The sequence below is a fragment of the Leifsonia sp. GW821-FHT13C09 genome, assembly GCF_058806435.1.
Map to the genome: position 1 here is coordinate 192,034 of NZ_JBXAPS010000002.1, position 16,914 is coordinate 208,947.

At 71.4% G+C, this 16,914-nt stretch carries 16 protein-coding genes; 6 read left to right on the top strand and 10 right to left on the bottom strand.

What is annotated here, in order from left to right; all coding sequences use genetic code 11:
• Positions 1 to 85 precede the first annotated feature (85 nt).
• From AC1ROW_RS09010 to AC1ROW_RS09025, 4 genes are all read right to left on the bottom strand, one after another.
• Complete coding sequence (locus tag AC1ROW_RS09010) at positions 86 to 715, bottom strand: PadR family transcriptional regulator (protein WP_493018541.1); 630 nt, start codon at positions 713 to 715, stop codon at positions 86 to 88.
• Positions 712 to 1,542 (bottom strand): DUF4097 family beta strand repeat-containing protein, encoded by an 831-nt coding sequence (locus AC1ROW_RS09015; RefSeq protein ID WP_493018543.1) that lies wholly within the window; start codon positions 1,540 to 1,542, stop codon positions 712 to 714. The genes AC1ROW_RS09010 and AC1ROW_RS09015 overlap by 4 nt, the downstream gene beginning before the upstream one ends.
• A 255-nt stretch (positions 1,543 to 1,797) precedes the next feature.
• The gene (locus tag AC1ROW_RS09020; RefSeq protein ID WP_493018545.1) at positions 1,798 to 2,400 is read right to left on the bottom strand and encodes an antibiotic biosynthesis monooxygenase; all 603 of its coding nucleotides are present in this window, start codon (positions 2,398 to 2,400) and stop codon (positions 1,798 to 1,800) included.
• Between the two features lie 48 nt (positions 2,401 to 2,448).
• The gene (locus AC1ROW_RS09025; RefSeq protein ID WP_493018546.1) at positions 2,449 to 3,486 is read right to left on the bottom strand and encodes a LacI family DNA-binding transcriptional regulator; all 1,038 of its coding nucleotides are present in this window, start codon (positions 3,484 to 3,486) and stop codon (positions 2,449 to 2,451) included.
• Between the two features lie 374 nt (positions 3,487 to 3,860).
• Between AC1ROW_RS09025 and AC1ROW_RS09030 the strand changes: the two genes are divergently transcribed.
• The 5 genes from AC1ROW_RS09030 (at position 3,861) to AC1ROW_RS09050 (ending at position 10,168) form a co-directional block, all read left to right on the top strand.
• The gene (locus AC1ROW_RS09030; protein WP_493018548.1) at positions 3,861 to 5,114 is read left to right on the top strand and encodes a sugar ABC transporter substrate-binding protein; all 1,254 of its coding nucleotides are present in this window, start codon (positions 3,861 to 3,863) and stop codon (positions 5,112 to 5,114) included.
• A 14-nt stretch (positions 5,115 to 5,128) separates the two neighbouring features.
• Positions 5,129 to 6,262 (top strand): carbohydrate ABC transporter permease, encoded by a 1,134-nt coding sequence (locus AC1ROW_RS09035; protein ID WP_493018549.1) that lies wholly within the window; start codon positions 5,129 to 5,131, stop codon positions 6,260 to 6,262.
• A gap of 65 nt (positions 6,263 to 6,327) precedes the next feature.
• On the top strand, positions 6,328 to 7,176 hold the full coding sequence (locus tag AC1ROW_RS09040) for a carbohydrate ABC transporter permease (protein ID WP_493019007.1): 849 nt from the start codon (positions 6,328 to 6,330) through the stop codon (positions 7,174 to 7,176).
• Positions 7,173 to 8,063, top strand: a complete 891-nt coding sequence (locus AC1ROW_RS09045) for a Type 1 glutamine amidotransferase-like domain-containing protein (protein WP_493018550.1) — start codon at positions 7,173 to 7,175, stop codon at positions 8,061 to 8,063. The genes AC1ROW_RS09040 and AC1ROW_RS09045 overlap by 4 nt, the downstream gene beginning before the upstream one ends.
• Positions 8,060 to 10,168 carry a glycogen debranching N-terminal domain-containing protein gene (locus AC1ROW_RS09050; RefSeq protein WP_493018551.1) on the top strand — a complete coding sequence of 703 codons (2,109 nt, stop codon included), beginning with the start codon at positions 8,060 to 8,062 and terminating at the stop codon, positions 10,166 to 10,168. The genes AC1ROW_RS09045 and AC1ROW_RS09050 overlap by 4 nt, the downstream gene beginning before the upstream one ends.
• Positions 10,169 to 10,428: 260 nt before the next feature.
• On the opposite strand, the gene AC1ROW_RS09055 is transcribed toward AC1ROW_RS09050, so the two are convergent.
• Complete coding sequence (locus tag AC1ROW_RS09055; protein ID WP_493018552.1) at positions 10,429 to 11,490, bottom strand: NAD(P)-binding domain-containing protein; 1,062 nt, start codon at positions 11,488 to 11,490, stop codon at positions 10,429 to 10,431.
• Between the two features lie 150 nt (positions 11,491 to 11,640).
• Here AC1ROW_RS09055 and AC1ROW_RS09060 point away from each other — a divergent pair, with 150 nt between their 5' ends.
• Positions 11,641 to 11,886, top strand: coding sequence for a DUF3073 domain-containing protein (locus AC1ROW_RS09060; protein ID WP_493018553.1), 246 nt, complete (start codon positions 11,641 to 11,643; stop codon positions 11,884 to 11,886).
• A gap of 118 nt (positions 11,887 to 12,004) precedes the next feature.
• Here the strand turns inward: AC1ROW_RS09060 and AC1ROW_RS09065 are convergent, their stop codons facing one another.
• The 5 genes from AC1ROW_RS09065 to AC1ROW_RS09085 all read right to left on the bottom strand — a co-directional run bounded on the left by AC1ROW_RS09065 (position 12,005) and on the right by AC1ROW_RS09085 (position 16,855).
• Complete coding sequence (locus tag AC1ROW_RS09065; protein WP_493018554.1) at positions 12,005 to 12,613, bottom strand: response regulator; 609 nt, start codon at positions 12,611 to 12,613, stop codon at positions 12,005 to 12,007.
• On the bottom strand, positions 12,610 to 13,752 hold the full coding sequence (locus tag AC1ROW_RS09070) for a sensor histidine kinase (RefSeq protein ID WP_493018555.1): 1,143 nt from the start codon (positions 13,750 to 13,752) through the stop codon (positions 12,610 to 12,612). Before AC1ROW_RS09070 ends, AC1ROW_RS09065 begins: the two co-directional genes overlap by 4 nt.
• 46 nt (positions 13,753 to 13,798) lie before the next feature.
• Positions 13,799 to 14,542, bottom strand: a complete 744-nt coding sequence (locus AC1ROW_RS09075) for an ABC transporter permease (protein ID WP_493018556.1) — start codon at positions 14,540 to 14,542, stop codon at positions 13,799 to 13,801.
• Positions 14,539 to 15,507, bottom strand: coding sequence for an ABC transporter ATP-binding protein (locus AC1ROW_RS09080; protein WP_493018557.1), 969 nt, complete (start codon positions 15,505 to 15,507; stop codon positions 14,539 to 14,541). The genes AC1ROW_RS09075 and AC1ROW_RS09080 overlap by 4 nt, the downstream gene beginning before the upstream one ends.
• A 79-nt stretch (positions 15,508 to 15,586) precedes the next feature.
• Complete coding sequence (locus AC1ROW_RS09085; protein ID WP_493018558.1) at positions 15,587 to 16,855, bottom strand: Calx-beta domain-containing protein; 1,269 nt, start codon at positions 16,853 to 16,855, stop codon at positions 15,587 to 15,589.
• Between the last annotated feature and the right edge of the window lie 59 nt (positions 16,856 to 16,914).

The following is a 16,914-nucleotide window of genomic DNA, read 5'->3' on the forward strand; positions in this document are numbered from 1 at the left end:
TCGTCATCGGCCTCAGTGGGAGCGAGATGAGCATGAGCTGAGTCTTCCTGGGGATCTTTATCGAAATCCGCTCTCACCGGGCGGTTCAGCCGCGGCCGATCGCCTCGACGATCGCGCGGCGAACGCGGAGCAGTTCTTCCTTGAGGAGGGGAACGACGCTCTCCGGGAGGCCGCCGCGCGCCGCCTGCGAGCGCAGGTCGGTGCGCAGCTGCTGCCGGAACTCGTTGATCGCGACCTCCGCCTCCCGCGCCGCGGCGTTGGCGGTCGCGCGGGCGTCGCGGCCCGCCTCGCGCGCCTCCTGCCGAGGGTCCACCCGCGTCGCGTCGCGCTTGGCCTCCCGCGCCGCCGAGGCCAGCTCGGCGCGGAGGGTGCGCATGGCGTCGTTCACGCCGGCACGGACCTCGTCGGCGAGCCGGCGGACGGAGTCGGTGACCTCGTCCTCGATCGCGTCCAGCTCGGGCTCACGGGCGGCGAGCTCGGCGCGGCCGGCGTCGGTGATCGCGTAGACGGTCTTGCGGCCGTCGGTCGTCTTGGTGACCAGTCCCTCCTCCTCCAGCTTCGCCAGTCGGGGGTAGATGGTGCCGGCGCTCGGGACATAGGTGCCGCCGAAGCGGTCGCTCAGCGCCTGGATGAGCTCGTAACCGTGGCGCGGCTCCTCCGCCAGGAGGCTCAGCAGGTAGAGGCGCAGGCTGCCGTGGGCGAAGACGGGGGTCACGCCGACGCCTGCCCCTGGGCCGCCGCGGAGCTGCGCAACACCGAGACGGCGCCGGAGACGGAGTTGACGGTGATGTCGACCCAGTGGCCGTCGAGGCTGCCGGTGGTCGCGGTGTACCCCTTCCCGGCGGATCCCACGACCATCACGTTGTCGAGCTGGACGCGTCCGGAGACGGTGTTGGCCCGGTAGCGGGCGCCGAGGGCCTCCGGGATGCGGATGGTCGTGTCCCCCGAGACGGTGTTGACCTGGATCTCGTCAGGGGTGCCGGAGATGTCCACCATGATGTCGGCGGAGACACCGTCCGCACTGAAGCGCGGAATGGCGCCGGTCGCGGTGATGTCCCCCGAAACCGTGTGCGCGCTGATGCGCCCGGTATGACCGCGGGCCGAGAGCTCGCCGCTGACGGAGTTGAGCTCCAGTGCGCCTTCGAGGCCGTCGATGACGACGTCGCCGGAGACGGTGCTGAGCCGCGCGTCGGTCTTCAGCCCCGAGATGAGCGCGCCCGCGGTGACCACTCCGAACTTGAGGGCGACGTCCCGCGGCACCAGCACGCTGACGTCGGCGCGGGCGCTCGACCGCATCGACTTGAAGACGTCGATGAAGTTGTCCCAGCGCAGCTGCGGGTGGTCGATCTCGAGGCGGTCGTCATCGATGCTGACCTTGAGGTCGCGGCCGGACACCGAGTGGACCTCCACCCGGGCTCCCGGCTCGTCGTGGCCGATGATGTCGATCTGGCCGCCCAGCAGCCCGACCTTGAGGGAGCGGACCAGCTCCACGTCGATCGTGCGGCTCTCGCCGGGCTGGATGAGCCACTTCTCATGTGCCATGCTCTCGCGCTCCTTGCGTCGTGGATATACGTGCTTCTGCGTTCAGGCTCCGGCGGAGCCCTCGGTGACTCGCGATATATCGCGATGTTGACGTATTCACGATATATCGCGAGTTCGCGCGACGCAACCCTCCGCCCCGAATCTCAGGGTCACCTCAGGGACATCCCCCACTCGCCCTCCATCGGTTCCGGAGTTCTGTACGCGACACGCCGGGGGGGGAGCGTACATAACTCAGGAACGGATGGCTGCGGGTGGTCAGCGGCGGGCGAGCCAGGGGTGCAGGAGGCGGGTTACGAAGGGCAGGAGGATGTAGGTCATCGTGGGCGTGAGCAGCAGTGTCGTGATGAGGACCGTCGCGAGCGGCCAGAGCTGGTGCCAGCCGGGGACCAGATAGAACGTGAAATAGGTGAAGGCGAGCGAGAGCGGGAAGAAGCCGAGCCAGATGGTGACGGCCTGCTTCCAGCGCGGCGGGGCGGCAGGGACGCCGGGCTGCGGCTCGTCGAACCAGCCCTCGATGCCGGTGCGGCGCTCCACGCGCGACACCTCGACCAACTCGCGGCCCTGATACAGCCACTCGGCGCGCTCGTCCGAGGCCTCCCACGCCTCCAGGGACGCGGCGTCGGCGAAACGGTAGAGCATGTGCCACTCGTGCGAGTGGGCGGTCGCGCGCACCCAGCCGGAGCCGAGGAAGCCCTCGAACGTGTTGGCGAGGTTGACGCCCGCCTGGACCCAGTGCGTCACCTCCGGGAGGCGAGCGGGGTCGACGCGGCGGGTGATGGAGACGGTGACGGGGATGCGCGGGGGGAGGTCCGGGTTCTGCGCTTGTGGCGCGGAGACGTTCGGCTCTTGTGGAGTCATGCGTCCATTGTCGCCGCCGCGGGTTTCGCGCGCGTTTCGCGAACGCGCTCAGTGCGAGCCGATCAGGCTCCCGCCCTCCCGCACCACGAGCTGCGGGGTCACCAGCCGGTGGCGCGGGTCGTCCACCGACGAGCGCACTCGGCCGCCATGCGCTCCGGTCAGCAGTTCGAGCACTCCCGCCGCCACCTCCTCCAGCGGCTGCCGCACGCTCGAGAACCCGAGCGACGCCGCCACCGGGGTGTCGTCGTAGCCGATCACCGGGATGCGGCCTGCCGTCGCCGTCAGCGCGCCGAGGGCGAGCGAGTCGGAGGCGCAGACCACGGCCTCCACCTCCGTCCGGGCCGTCAACCGGCGCATGGCCTCGGCGCCGAAGGGCACGCCGTCCTCCGCGACCTCCTCGAGCGTCGCGAGCGTGGCGTCGTCCACCGCGCGCGCCTCCCGCATCGCCTCGAGCCAGCCGGCCCGGCGGTCGTCGCCGGTGCCCGACCCGGCCGGCCAGCCGAGGTAGCCGATCCGGCGCAGGCCCCGCGCGAGGAAGTGCTCGGTCGCCTCGCGCAATCCCGAGCGGCCGTCCACGTCCACCCAGAGGTGCAGCGGGTCGGTCATGTCGTCGATGCCCCAGGGCCGGCCGAAGGTGACGAAGGACTGGCCGTGCTCGATCAGCCACTCCGTGCGCGGGTCGCCGTGGAAGGTGGAGGTCAGCACGAAGGCGTCCACGTCCGCGCCGTCGGAGAGCCGGCGGAACTGCTCGATCTCGTCCTGCGGATCGTCCGCCGTGAAGAGCAGGACGCGCAGCCCCTTGCGGTCGGCCTGCTCGGTGAGGGCGTGCAGGAAGCGGTCGAGCACGCTGCCGGAGATGCCGTCGCGGGTCATCGGGTCGAGGCGGATGCCGATGGTGGAGCTCTTCTGCGTGCGCAGCCGGCGCGCGGAGGCGTGCGGCCGGTAGCCGAGCGAGCGGATGGCCTCCTCGACGCGCTCCCGGGTCTCGGGGCGCACGATCGCGGGGGTGTTCAGCACGTTGGAGACGGTCTGCCGCGAGACGCCCGCGGCGTCGGCGACGTCGCTGACCGTCGGCTGTGCGCCCATGCTTCTCCTTCCCCACGCGCTCCGGCCGGAGACGCTGTCTCAGACCTTACCGCTGCGCGTTCGAGCCGGGCCGCTGCCCCCGCTTGACACGTTCCGAAGGCCGTGAGTATGGTGACAGCGTCCCGGTTTGATCGTTCAAAATGCACTGTAGCATCACCGAATTTGATCGATCAAAGGGATGTCGTACCCCGGAACGAGACCACAGGAGGTCGGATGCGCGCAGAGCAGCGGGCCATCGCAGAGCGGCGGACCGACCCCAGCGCTCCGCGTTCGTCCTCCACAGGCCCGCGTCCATCGCGAACGATCCACGACTTCCGCACCCCCACCGCGTGAGCCCGTTCGTTCGGGCACACTCACACCAAGGAGAGAAACACATGCGCAGAATCACATCTCGCTGGCTCGCGGGCGGCGCCGTCGCCGCCGCGGCCGCACTGGCCCTCACCGCTTGCGGCTCCGGCTTCGGAGGAAGCGGCAGCGGCGGCAGCGACACCGGCAAGCTGACCTCGTCGAACAAGGCGCTTACCGTCATGATCGGCTCGTCCGGCGACGCCGAGACGGCCGCGGTCAAGTCGGCTGTCGGCGACTGGTCGAAGAGCTCCGGCACCAAGGCCAGCGTCGTCGCCGCCAGCGACCTCAACCAGCAGCTCGCGCAGGGCTTCGCGGCGAAGAAGCCGGCGGATGTGTTCTACCTCTCGACCGACGCGCTCGCCGGCTACGCCTCAAACGGCTCGCTGCTCGCGTACGGCGACCAGCTCGCCAACAAGAGCGACTTCTACCCGAGCCTGGTCAAGTCCTTCACCTACAACGGCAAGTTCTACTGCGCGCCGAAGGACTTCTCCACGCTTCAGCTCGTCATCAACAAGGACATGTGGAGCGCGGCCGGCCTCACCGACAGCGACATCCCGAAGACCTGGGACCAGCTCCAGGCCGTCGCCAAGAAGCTCACCGCCAACGGCCACGTCGGCCTCGGCATCTCGGGTGAGTACGCTCGCATCGGCTCCTTCATGGTCCAGGCGGGCGGCAACCTGATGAACGACGACAGCACCAAGGCGACCGCGAACAGCGACGCCAACGTCAAGGCGCTCGACTTCGTCAAGCAGATGCTCAACGCGGGCGACCTCAAGTACGCCAAGAACCTCGGCGCGGGCTGGGGCGGCGAGGCGTTCGGCAAAGGCCTGGCCGCGATGACCATCGAAGGCAACTGGATCACCGGCGCCATGAAGTCGGACTACCCGAACATCAAGTACCAGGTCGCCGAGCTCCCGGCCGGCCCGGCGGGCAAGGGCACCCTCCAGTTCACCAACTGCTGGGGCATCGCCGCCGACAGCCCCAACCAGGCCGCCGCGCTCAAGCTCGTCGAGAAGCTGACCAGCAAGGGCGACCAGCTCGCCTTCTCCCAGGCGTTCGGCCCGATGCCGTCGATCAAGTCCGCGGCGAGCGAGTGGAAGTCGGCCAACCCCGACCTCGTCCCCTTCCTCAACGCCGCTAGCTACGCCAAGGGCGTGCCGACCGCCAAGGGCGCGGCCGACGTCGTGACCGACCTCAACAGCAAGCTGGAGACGCTGGCCACGAGCGACCCGAAGACGATCCTCGACGCCACGCAGAAGAACCTCGAAGCGCTGAAGTAAGGATCGCAGCCACCATGTCGCAAGCCACGAGTCGGTCTCGCCGTTCCGGAATCCGGCGCGGCGAGGCCGCCTCGGGGTGGTTGTTCACCGCCCCGGTCATCCTGCTGCTCGGTGTGTTCCTCGTCATCCCGGTGCTCATGGCGCTGTGGGTCAGCTTCTCGGACTGGGGAGGGCGCGGCAGCCCCTTCTCGTCCGACGTGAACTTCGTCGGCCTCAAGAACTACTCGACGCTCCTGGCCGGCGGCGGGCTCGCCGAGCAAGACTTCGGCATGGCGCTGAAGAACAACGCCTGGTACGTCGTGCTGGTCGTCCCGATCCAGACCGCCGTAGCGCTCTTCCTCGCGGTGCTCGTCAACCGGGCCGTGCTCCGCGGGCGCGGCTTCTTCCGCACGGCCTTCTACTTCCCGTCGGTGACCAGCTCGGTGGCCATCACCGTGCTGTGGCTGTTCCTGTTCAGCACCTCCGGCGCGGTGAACAAAGTGCTCTCCTGGTTCGGCGTCAACGGACCGAACTGGTTCAACGACCCGAGCGGGATCATCCACAACTTCCTCGGCCTGTTCGGCGTGACCACCGGCCCCGACGCCCTCACCCAGAACACGCTGCTCGGCGTCTCGTGGTGGGACTGGCTGGGCGGCCCGTCCGTCGCGATGACGGCCTACATCATCATGGCCGTCTTCACCACGAGCGGCACGTTCATGCTGCTCTTCATCGCTGCCCTGCAGAACCTGGGCGGCGACATCACGGAAGCCGCCATGATGGACGGCGCCAACGGCTGGCAGCGGTTCTGGCGCATCACGCTCCCGCAGCTGCGGCCCACGCTGTTCACGGTCCTGACGCTCGGCCTGATCGGCTGCTGGCAGGTCTTCGACCAGATCTACACCGGCACCAAGGGCGCGCCGAGCAAGACCACCCTTACCCCGGCGTACCTCTCGTACCAGACCTCGTTCACGAATCAGGAGTGGGGCCAGGGCGCCGCGATCGCGTTCATCCTGTTCATCATCATCGTGCTGTTCACGATCTTCCAGCGCTGGGTGCTGCGCGAACGGAAGGTGTCCAAGCGGCGCATGCGGCCCTACGACGCGCTGGTGATCGCCGCCACCGCGCCGAGCAACTCGTCCGGCTCCGCCATGAAGGGAGGCCTGGGGTGACCGCCACAACCTCCACCACCGTCTCGCCCGTCGCCGCCTCGCCGGGCGCCTCCGCTTCGCCTCCGGTGCGCCGTCGCCGCCGCACCACGGGCAGCATCGCCGCCACGTCGGTCAGCTACGCGATCCTCGTCGTGCTCGCGGTGGTGTACATCATGCCGTTCCTCATCCAGGTGGCGACGTCGTTCAAGACCGACGCGGACGCGACGGCCAACCCGATATCGCTCATCCCCCAGGTGTGGACGACTGCCGCGTACACGAAGCTGTTCCTCAACTCCGACTTCCCGATCTGGTTCATGAACTCGGCCGTCGTCACCGTGTTCGTGACGCTCGGCCGCGTGTTCTTCGACTCGCTCGCGGGCTACGCCCTGGCGCGACTGCACTTCCGCGGGCGCGGGTTCGTCTTCGCCGCGCTGGTCGCGGTGATGTCGGTGCCGATGGTCGTGCTGCTCATCCCGAAGTTCCTCGTGATCAACCAGCTCGGGATGTACGACTCGTACACCGGCATGATCCTGCCGCTGCTGACCGACGCCGCCGGCGTCTTCATCATGAAGGGCTTCTTCGAGTCCATCCCCGCCAGTGTCGAGGAGCAGGCGCGCATCGACGGCGCCGGCACGTTCAGGGTGTTCTGGTCGATCGTGCTGCCGATGGCGCGGCCGGCGCTCATCACGATCATCATCCTGTCCTTCCAGGGATCCTGGAACGAGCTCGCGCACTTCATCATCTCGACGCAGGACCCGGCGCTCACCACCCTGACGAAGGGCGTCGCGGGGCTGGCGAGCGGGCAGCTCAGCCAGGGCAGCCAGTACCCGATCAAGCTCGCGGCCGCGGCCATCATGACCATCCCGGTCGCCGTGCTGTTCTTCGTCTTCCAGCGCCGGATCATGAACTCCAGCGACGGAGCGGTGAAGGAGTGACCGCCGCCGCACCGACCATTCTGGCCACCTGCGGAGGGCTGGTCGCCGGAGACTGGACCGACTCACGCTACGGCCCCCTCCTCCAGCACGCGATCGAGCTGGCCCAGATCGTCGGCCGCACGCCGCGTGTGACGCACATCAACACGGCCGGCGGCGACCAGCGGCACGTCGAAGGCAGCGAGCTGGAGGCCGCGCGCGCGGCCGGTGTCGACGCGTCGCACGTGCGGTTCTTCCCGCACCCGAACATCCCGGACCTGCGTGAGCACATCCTCGCCCAGGATGTCGTGTGGGTAAGCGGAGGAAGCCTGCTCAACCTGCTGGCCGTCTGGCGCGCGCACGGGCTGGACGAGATCCTTCGGGAGGCCTGGCGGCGCGGCGTCGTGCTCGCCGGCGGCTCGGCGGGAGCGCTGTGCTGGCACGAGGGCGGCACGACGGCCTCCCGCGGTCCGGACATCTCCGCGCTCCCCGACGGTCTCGGCCTGGTGCCGGGATCGCTCGCCGTGCACTACGACTCCGACCCGCGCCGCCGACCGGCGCATCACGCCGCGGTCGCCTCCGGAGAGCTGCCCGACGGTTACGCGCTCGAGGAGGGCACCGGGCTGGTCTACCAGGGCTCGACGCTTGTGGATGTCGTGTCGGAGCGCGAGGACGCGGCAGTGTGGCGGGTCGGGCGTACAGAGGTCGACGGACGCGCGGTCGTGCGTGAGACCCGGGTCGAGCCGCGGGTGCTGCCGGCGCTGGGCGCGGGCTCCGGTCGTGCTCAGGGCAGCGCCACCGCCGGAGTCGCTGCCATCCCACCCGCGCCCAGCCCTCCGGCACCCTCCGCCACTCCCACTTCCCCCACCCCCACACCATCCACGATCGAGGAGGCGCGAACGCCACGATGACCCAGCCGCTCCAACCCTTGCTGCACGACAGCGTCGTGGTGCTCACCGCGCCCAGCCAAGCCTGGTCCGCCGCGGACGGCACCGTCGACGGCGGCGGGATCCACGGGTTCTACCACTCGGACCTCCGGGTGCTCGACCGCATCCTCCTGACCGTCGGCGGCGACGTGCCCGAGCACATCGCCACGGCCGGCCCTGACGCGGCGAGCGCCGTCTTCACCTCGCTCGCCCGCCGGATGGACGATGCCACGGCCGACCCCCGCGTCCGGCTGGACCGCACGCGCACGGTCGTGGCGGGGAGCCTGCGCGAGCGGATCGTCCTCCGCAACGCCCTCAGCACCCCGATCACCACGACCGTCGAGGTCTCCGTGCGAGGCGACTTCACGCCGATGCAGACCATCAAGGCGGGGCTGACGGGCGCCGAGCACGCGGTGTCGACCGAGCGGGCGGACGGCGAGACGCCGACCGGCGCGGCTGCGTCTCCTGCGGCTGCGACTCCTGCGGCTGGGTCTCCTGCGGCTGGGTCTCCTGCGGGGGGACCCGGCGCGGCCGACGATCGGTCGCACGCGGGCGTCGTCTTCCGTTCGGGACCCGTCACCGCGCGCCTGACCGCACCCGGCGCGCGCGTCTCGCTCGCCGGACAGGACGCCGCTCTCACCTGGGACGTCGAGGTGCCGCCCCACGGCGACGTCACCCTCGGCTGGACCATCGACGTCGACGACCCCACCGCCGTCGTCGCGGGCGCCGCGCCGTCGGCCGACTGGGCCGCGTTCCGCGCGGACACCGGCGACTCCCGGCTCGCGTCCTGGCTCGACCGGGCGCTCGCCGACCTCCAGTCGCTGCGCATGTCCACCACCGCGCGCCCGGACGACACCTTCCTCGCCGCCGGCGCCCCCTGGTTCTTCACCCTGTTCGGCCGCGACTCGCTCTGGGCCGCACGCCTGCTGCTGCCGCTCGGCACCGACATCGCCGCCTCGACCCTGCGCGTCCTCGCGCACTTCCAGGGCACCGAGACCGTCGCGGACACCGCCGAACAGCCCGGCAAGATCATGCACGAACTGCGTCCGTCCGCGCTCACCATCCCGGGTGAGGGGGTCGTGCTGCCGCCGCTCTACTACGGCACCGTCGACGCGACGGCGCTCTGGATCGGCCTTCTCCACGACGCGTGGAAGTGGGGGATGGCCGAGGACGAGGTGCGCGAGCTGCTCCCCGCGATGCAGGCGGCGCTCGCCTGGATGCGCGACCACGGCGACAGCGACGGCGACGGCTTCCTCGAGTACGTGGACACCACCGGCCACGGCCTCGCCAACCAGGGCTGGAAGGACTCCGGCGACTCCATCCAGTGGAAGGACGGCACGCTCGCGGACGGCCCGATCGCGCTCTGCGAGGTGCAGGGCTACGCCTACGAGGCCGCGGTCGGCGGCGCCGAGCTGCTCGACGCCTTCGGCCTGGACGGCGCGGACGAGTGGCGCGAGTGGGCCGCGCAGCTCAAGGCCCGCTTCGCCGAGGCGTTCTGGATCGACGACCCGGCCGGCGCCTACCCTGCCGTCGCGCTGGACGCCGCCAAGCGGAAAGTCGACACGGTCACCAGCAACATCGGCCACCTGCTGGGCACAGGGATCCTCACCCCCGAGCAGTCGGCCCTGATCGCGCGCCGGCTGGCGTCGCCGGAACTGTCGTCCGGCTACGGCCTGCGCACCATGTCCACGGACTCGGGCGGCTACTGGCCGCTCAGCTATCACGGCGGTTCGGTATGGGCGCACGACACCGCTATCGCGATCGTGGGCCTGTCGCGCGACGGCCACGCCGCGGAGGCCGACCTGCTCGCCGACGGCCTGCTCGCCGCGGCGGACGGCTTCGGCTACCGGATGCCCGAACTGCACTCCGGCGACTCGGCCGAGCAGACCAGCGCGCCGATCCCCTACCCGGCCGCCTGCCGTCCGCAGGCCTGGTCGGCGGCCGCAGCGGTCGCGGTCCTCTCGGCAAGGCTCGGCCTCCGCGCCGACGCCCAGGCCGGCTCGCTGGACGTGCGCCCGACCCCCGGCGCCGGCAGCATCCGCGTGCGCGGCCTCCGCTTCGCGGGCGCGCCCCGCGACCTGGAGGTCTAGCCGCGCGTTTCGTGCCGAATGTCGCCTCCCGCCCAGCGAAAGTCGACATTCGGCACGAATCCCGCCCTCGCGCGCTCGGCAAGCGATCCCCACATTCGGCACGAATCGCGGCTTTCGCGCGCGCAAACTCGACATTCGGCACCAATGTCGGCGCGGCAGGTCACGCGGGGCAGACCCCCACATTCGGCACGAATCGCGGCTTTTCGCGCGCGCAGAGTCGACATTCGGCACGAATGTCGGAGCGGGCGGAGAGGGGGGCGCTAGATCTGGGCCATGATTTGGCGGGCGATGACGCGGCCGGCGCGGTTCGCGCCGATCGTGCTCGCCTGGGGGCCGTAGCCGGCGAGGAAGATCCGCGAGTCCTGCCACGCCGCGCCGGACGCCACCGTCAGGCCGCCGGCCTTCTCGCGCAGCTTCAGCGGCGCGAGGTGCCGCAGTTCGGGGCGGAAACCGGTCGCCCAGATGATCGTGTCCGCCTTCGTCTTCGAGCCGTCCGCCCAGACGACACCGTCCGGCTCGATGCGGGTGAACATCTCGCGCTCCACGAGCAGCCCGCGGTCGATCCCGGCCGCCACGCGACGCGTGCGCGGGACGCCCGTCCCGCTCACGATGCTGGGGAGCGCCTGTCCGGCGCGGGCCGCCGCGTCCTGCGCCGAGACCGCCGCCACGCCGCCCTCGATCGTCAGCTCCGACTCGTTTCGGAAGTCCACCGGACGGCGGGTCGCCCAGGTCAGGCTCTCGGCGATCCCCTCCAGCTCCAGCAGGAAGCCGATCGCGCTCGTGCCGCCGCCGACTACCACGACCGACTGCCCGGCGAGCTCCTCCGCCGACACGTACGACGACGTGTGCAGGTGGCGGCCGGCGAAGTCGTTCATCCCCGGATACCACGGGATGAACGGCGCGCCCCAGGTGCCAGACGCGTTCACGACCACCCGGGTGCGCGTCTCGCCGCGGTCGTGCGCGACGACGAGGTCGGCGCCGCGGTCGAACACCCGCGAGACGGTCACCGGCCGCTGCACCTCGAGTCCATAGTGCTCCTCGTAGCGGCGGTAGTAGCCCGCGACGATGTCCTTCGCCGGGAGGGCGCGGTCGGCCGTCTCGAAACTGAGACCCAGCTCCGCCATTCCCGGGAGGTCGTTCACGTGATGGGCGCTGCCGAGACGCAGCGCGTCCCACCGGTGCTGCCAGGCTCCGCCGGTGCCGGGGCCGCGGTCCAGGATCACGAAATCCTGGCCGGGGACCAGCTCGAACCGGCGCAGGTAGTACGCGACCGCCAGCCCTGCCTGCCCGGCGCCGACGATCACCACCTGGGTGTCGGTCATGCCACTGATCACGCGCTCATTCCATCATCCGACGCTGTGCGGGAACTCGGGGTCCCTGGGGGCCACCATGCTAAACTCGATGCTAGTTTTCACTGTTTCTGTTGGATCCCCGGGTGCCATTCCCCGGGCAGGATCAAAAGGGGGTCACGCATGGGGCGCGGCCGTCAAAAGGCAAAGCACACCAAGATCGCACGTCAGTTGAAGTCGTTCAGCCCGAACGTCAACTACGATGCCCTCGAGCGTGAGCTCACCGGACATTCCCACCACGACGACGAGCACCAGTACGACGCGTGGGCCGACTACGACCCGGATGGCGACGACGATACCTCAGGGTACGACGACGCCGAAGAGGACGAGTACGAGGACAGCGAGTCCGAGACGCCGAAGCGCGCCTGAGCGCGCGCACGTCATCTCCGCGATCACCCGAGCGGCGATCACCCGGCCCGCGATCACCCGAGCGGGCGGCGTGGAACCACGCTGACGGGCCGTCGGCCGCGCGTGCGCGCCCGAGCGCTCACAACCAGCCCTGCCGCGTCGCGATCGCGACCGCTTCGGAGCGGTTCCGCGCGCCGGTCTTGCCGATCGCGCTCGACAGGTGGTTGCGCACGGTCCCGCCGCTGAGGTGGAGGCGGCGCGCGATATCGGTGATCGTCCCACCCTGGGACGCCACCGCGAGTACCTCGGCCTCCCGCACGGTCAGCGGTGACGCTCCGGACGCCAGCGACTCCGCGGCCAGCGCGGGGTCGACGACGCGCAGCCCGGAGGCGACGCGGCGGACGGCGTCGGCCAGCCGGCCGGAGGGCGTGTCCTTCACGATGAACCCGGCGGCGCCGGCCTCCATCGCCCGGCGCAGGTAACCGGGGCGCCCGAACGTGGTCACGATCAGCGACCGGCACGACGGGAGGTCGCGCGCGAGCTGCGCGGCCACCTGGATGCCGTCGAGGCCCGGCATCTCCACGTCGAGGAGGGCGACGTCGGCGGAGGAGGCCCGCGCCGCGTCGAGGACCTCGTCGCCACGGCCGACCTGCGCCACGACCTCGAGGTCGGTCTCGAGTTCGAGGAGGGCGGCGAGCGCGCCACGGACGAGCGCCTGGTCGTCGGCGAGGAGGAGCCGGATGGTCATGCCACCCTCCGCACCGTCAGCAACGTCCCGCCACGCGGCCCGGCCTCCACCGTCACCGCCGCCCCGAACTCCCGCGCCCGGTCGGTCAGCCCCATGATCCCGGAGCCGCGCACGACCTCGCGCCGCTCCGCGCCGAACGGGGCCGGCCCGCGGCCGTCGTCCTCGATCCGCAGCGCGTCCGGCTCCACCGTGACCCAGCAGTTGCGGGAGCCGGAGTGCCGGATCACGTTCGTCACGCCCTCCCGCAGCACCCAGCCGAACAGCTCGCGCAGCTCCGGCGCCACGTCCTCGCCGTTGCGCGGCAGGTGCGCCTGGATGTCCGCGGCCGCGAGACCGGCCTGGGCCGCCGCGAGCTCCGTCGACAGGCTCATCTCCCGATAGCCGGCGACCGCGGCGCGCAGGTCGGCGAGGGCGGAGCGGGTGAGACGCTCGATGTCGGCGAGCTCGTCCTCCGCGCGGCGCGGGTCGACGGGGATGAGGCGGCGCGCGAGCTCCGACTTCACCGTCACCACGGTCAGCGAGTGGCCGAGGACGTCGTGCATGTCGCGCGAGAACCGGGCGCGCTCCTCCACCACAGCCAGGCGGGCGATCTCGCCCTGCGCGTTCCGCAGCCGGCGGAGCGTGTCGATCTGGCGGGCGAAGGCGCTCATCATGGTCCCGATCGAGACCGTGATCAGGGCGATGAACCAGGCGTCCGCGAAGGTGCCGGTCAGCAGGAAGACGATGACCTGCACGGCACCGAGCGCGCCGATGATCGTGTTCGCCAGCCACGTGCGCGCGATCGACATCCCGGCGACGCACGCCACGTAGACCCAGGTCCAGAGCGCGTCGAGGCCGATGAACGGGATCAGGGTCAGCGTCAGCGCGAAGTACGCCAGCACGCCGATCAGGCGCGTGCGCTCGCTCTCCCACCACAGGATCGGCGGGAGGGCGAGGAAGCCCACGTACACCAGGGTGAGCAGGCCGGTCGAGACGAGCTTGACGGTCAGGGTGGAGGGCGAGGTCCACAGGCCGACCAGCACGGAGATCTGGTACAGCAGACCGATGAACGCTCCCGGATACCAGCGGTAGGCGGACCGGTGCGTCAGCCGCGCCCGCACCCCGGTGGGCCGGTACTCCTCGACGTCGCTGCTGAACACGTCCCTACCCTAGCCAGCCGTCGTCCCGTCGCCCGTCGCCCGCCGCTCAGCCCCGTGCCGCGTCGCGCCGGTAGCGCCACACGATCAGCGCGCCGAGGGCGAGCGTCCAGGCGGCGAGGACGAGGGCGGGCGTCAGGGCGTCGCCGCTCTGCAGCGCACCGAGCTGCCCGACCCGGTTCAACCAGTACGACGGGACGGCCTGCGCGACGTTCGCGACCCAGGCGGGGAAGATCTGCAGCGGGATCCACAGACCGCCGAGCACCGCCATCCCCATGAACACGGCCATGAACAGCGGCTGGGCGAACTCCGGCTTGGCGAACTGCCCGACCAGGATGCCGAGGAGCGCGAACGGCACGACGCCGGCCCAGATCGCCAGGCAGGCGAGCATCCAGCTCAGGGCGGGAAGGTCCGGGTGGTAGAGGGAGATCGACACGGCGACGATGACGACGATGCTGAGCAGCGCGAGCGCCAGGGCGGCGACCAGCTTGGACACCAGGTAGCCGGTGCCGCTGAGCGGGGTGACCCGGAGCTGACGGTTCCAGCCGAGCGAGCGCTCGGTGACGATGGTGAAGGCCTGCGACAGGGCCGCCATCATGCCGCCGTACGCGGACACCTGGATGGTCGTGACGACGATCCACGGGAGGTGGGTGACGGCGTCCACCTGGCCGCGGCCGCCGAACGTGCCGCCGAAGGCCAGCAGCATGACGAGCGGGACGGCGAGGGTGAAGATCATGGCGCGCATGTTCTTGAGCTGGCGCAGGGACTCGCGGCCCAGGTAGGCGATGCTCATCGGAGTGCTCCTTCGGGGTGGGTGGGCGCGGGGTCGGTGGGCGTGGGGTCGGCGGGGAGGGAGGGCGACGACTCGGTGAGGGCGAGGAAGGCGTCGTCCATCGTGTGCGCGGTGACCTCGATGTCGCGGAGGTCGTCGTGCGCGGCGAGGAGGGCGCGCAGGGTGATGTCGGAGTCGTCGCTGACGATCGTGAGGCGCCCATTGCGCTGGTCGACGGACCGGACGCCGGGGAGGGCGCCGAGCTCCGCCGCGACCTCCGGGGTCCACGCGAAGCCGGCGGTGGCGGCGATCCTCCGGCCGGACACGACCGCCTTCACCCCCGCCGGCGTGCCGTCGGCGACCACGCGGCCGCGGGCGAGCATGACGATCCGGTCGGCGTAGGCGTCGGCCTCGTCCAGATAGTGCGTCGCGAAGACGACGGTGCGGCCCCGGTCGGTGAACTCCCGCATCGAGAGCCAGAACGTGCGCCGGGCCTCCACGTCCATCGCGGCGGTCGGCTCGTCCAGAAAGAGCAGGTAGGGGTTCGACACGACGGCGACCGCGAACCGCGCGCGCTGCATCTGGCCGCCGGACAGCTTGGAGACGCGCTGCTTGGCGATCTCGGTGCAGCGGGCTCGCTCGAGGGCTTCGGCGACGCTGAGCGGATGCGTGTGCGCCGAGGCGACGAGGGCGACCGACTCCGCGACCGTGAGGGTGGGGAGCAGTGCGCCGCCCTGCAGCATCGCGCCGACCCTCCCCTGCCGGATCGCGGTGCGCGGGTCGCCGCCGAACAGCTCGACGGTGCCCGCGGTCGGGCGCGCGAGGCCGAGCGCGAGGTCGATGGTGGTGGACTTGCCTGCGCCGTTGGGGCCGAGGAGGGCGATGACCTCCCCAGCCCGCACGGTGAGGTCGACGCCGTCGACGGCGGTGAGCGACCCGAAGGTCTTGCGGAGGCCGCTGAGGCGGATGGCTGGTGAGGTGTTCACCGTCTCAGAGTGCCGGGCGCGCGGCGCCGCCCCGCAGGGAGTGCGTCAGTGATTCGGCGTGACGTTTGTCATGGTCGTGTCAGAGCAGCGCGTCGCGCTGGCGCACGGACCGGAACAGGCCGATGACGCCGGCCACGCCTCCGACCGTGATCAGGGCGGCCCCGAGGAGGAGCAGGAGGTCTTGGCCGACCGGCGCGGTCGCGACAGCGGTGTGGGCGGTCGGATCGCCCTGAGGGAGGGCGGAGGCCGCGGCAGCCGCGCCTCCCCCTCCGGCGCTCCCCGCCGCGACCGACGCGGGGGCCGCGGCCGGGACCGCCGGCAACGACACCATCGCAACGGCGCTGCCGACGTCCGCCGTCGCGCGCTGCAGGACGACGAAGAACACTGAGGCCGGCGAGCCGGGCGCGCGGGCGGGCAGGCTCACCGTCGTGGTCGCGGCGAGCTGGCCGGCGGCGAGGGCGAGCGTCCCGGACGCGGCGATGTAGTCGGCTCCGACGTGAGCAGTGCCGTCGACCGTCGCGAAGTCCACTGTGACCGGCTCGGAGGCGGCCGTGCGCGTGACGTGGACGCTGACGGAGGTGCTGCCCGTGACGACGCTGTCGGCCGCGACGGTGAGGGGACCGGACGCCGCCGTGACGGTGAGCGGCCCGGTGGCCGTCGCTGGGCGCAGGGTGGAGCCGCTCGCGGGGGTGTACGTGGCAGTGATCGTGTGCGAGCCGGCCAGCACGGGCAGGTCGGCGCGCGCGACTCCGCCCGCGCCGACCGCCACGGTCGTGGAGGCTCCGCCGTCGACGGCGAAGGCTACGGTCCCGGCCTCGGGCGGGCCGAGCAGGAACCGGGTGACGGTCGCGGACACCGCGACGGCGCCGGAGGCGGCGGTGGCCGGCGCGCTGAGCACCAGCGCGGTGGCGTCGGTGCACGCGGGCGCGGTCGCGTCGACGGCGATCGACCGGCCGCCCAGCGTCCAGGTCAGCGACGGCTCGGCCGCGGCATCCACCGTCAGCAGCCAGGCGCCGTGGTGCTCGCCCGGCTGGAAGGTCGACGGCTGCCCGCGGTCCACGGCCCCGGGCGACAGGTCGTCGCCGCCGGAGCCGGGGGTCACGGTGACCGGAGCGGAAGCCGCGGAGCGGTAGCCGAGGACGACGGTGCGGGAGGTGACGGCGCCGAGCGGGGCGTCCTGCACGCAGTCGACGAGCGGCGTGAGGGCGTCGGACGCGGCCGTGGAGGTGGGGATCGGCGTCGGGGTCGGCGTCGGAGTGCTCGCCAGCGCCGGCGCCCCTGCGAGCACGACGGCGACGAGCGCCGCCCCGAGCGCGCACGCCAAGCGGAGGCGGGCGCGGGGGGTCACACTGGCCACCCTAGCGGGAGGCCGCGAACGTCCGCGCCTCCACGAACGGGTCACGTCGC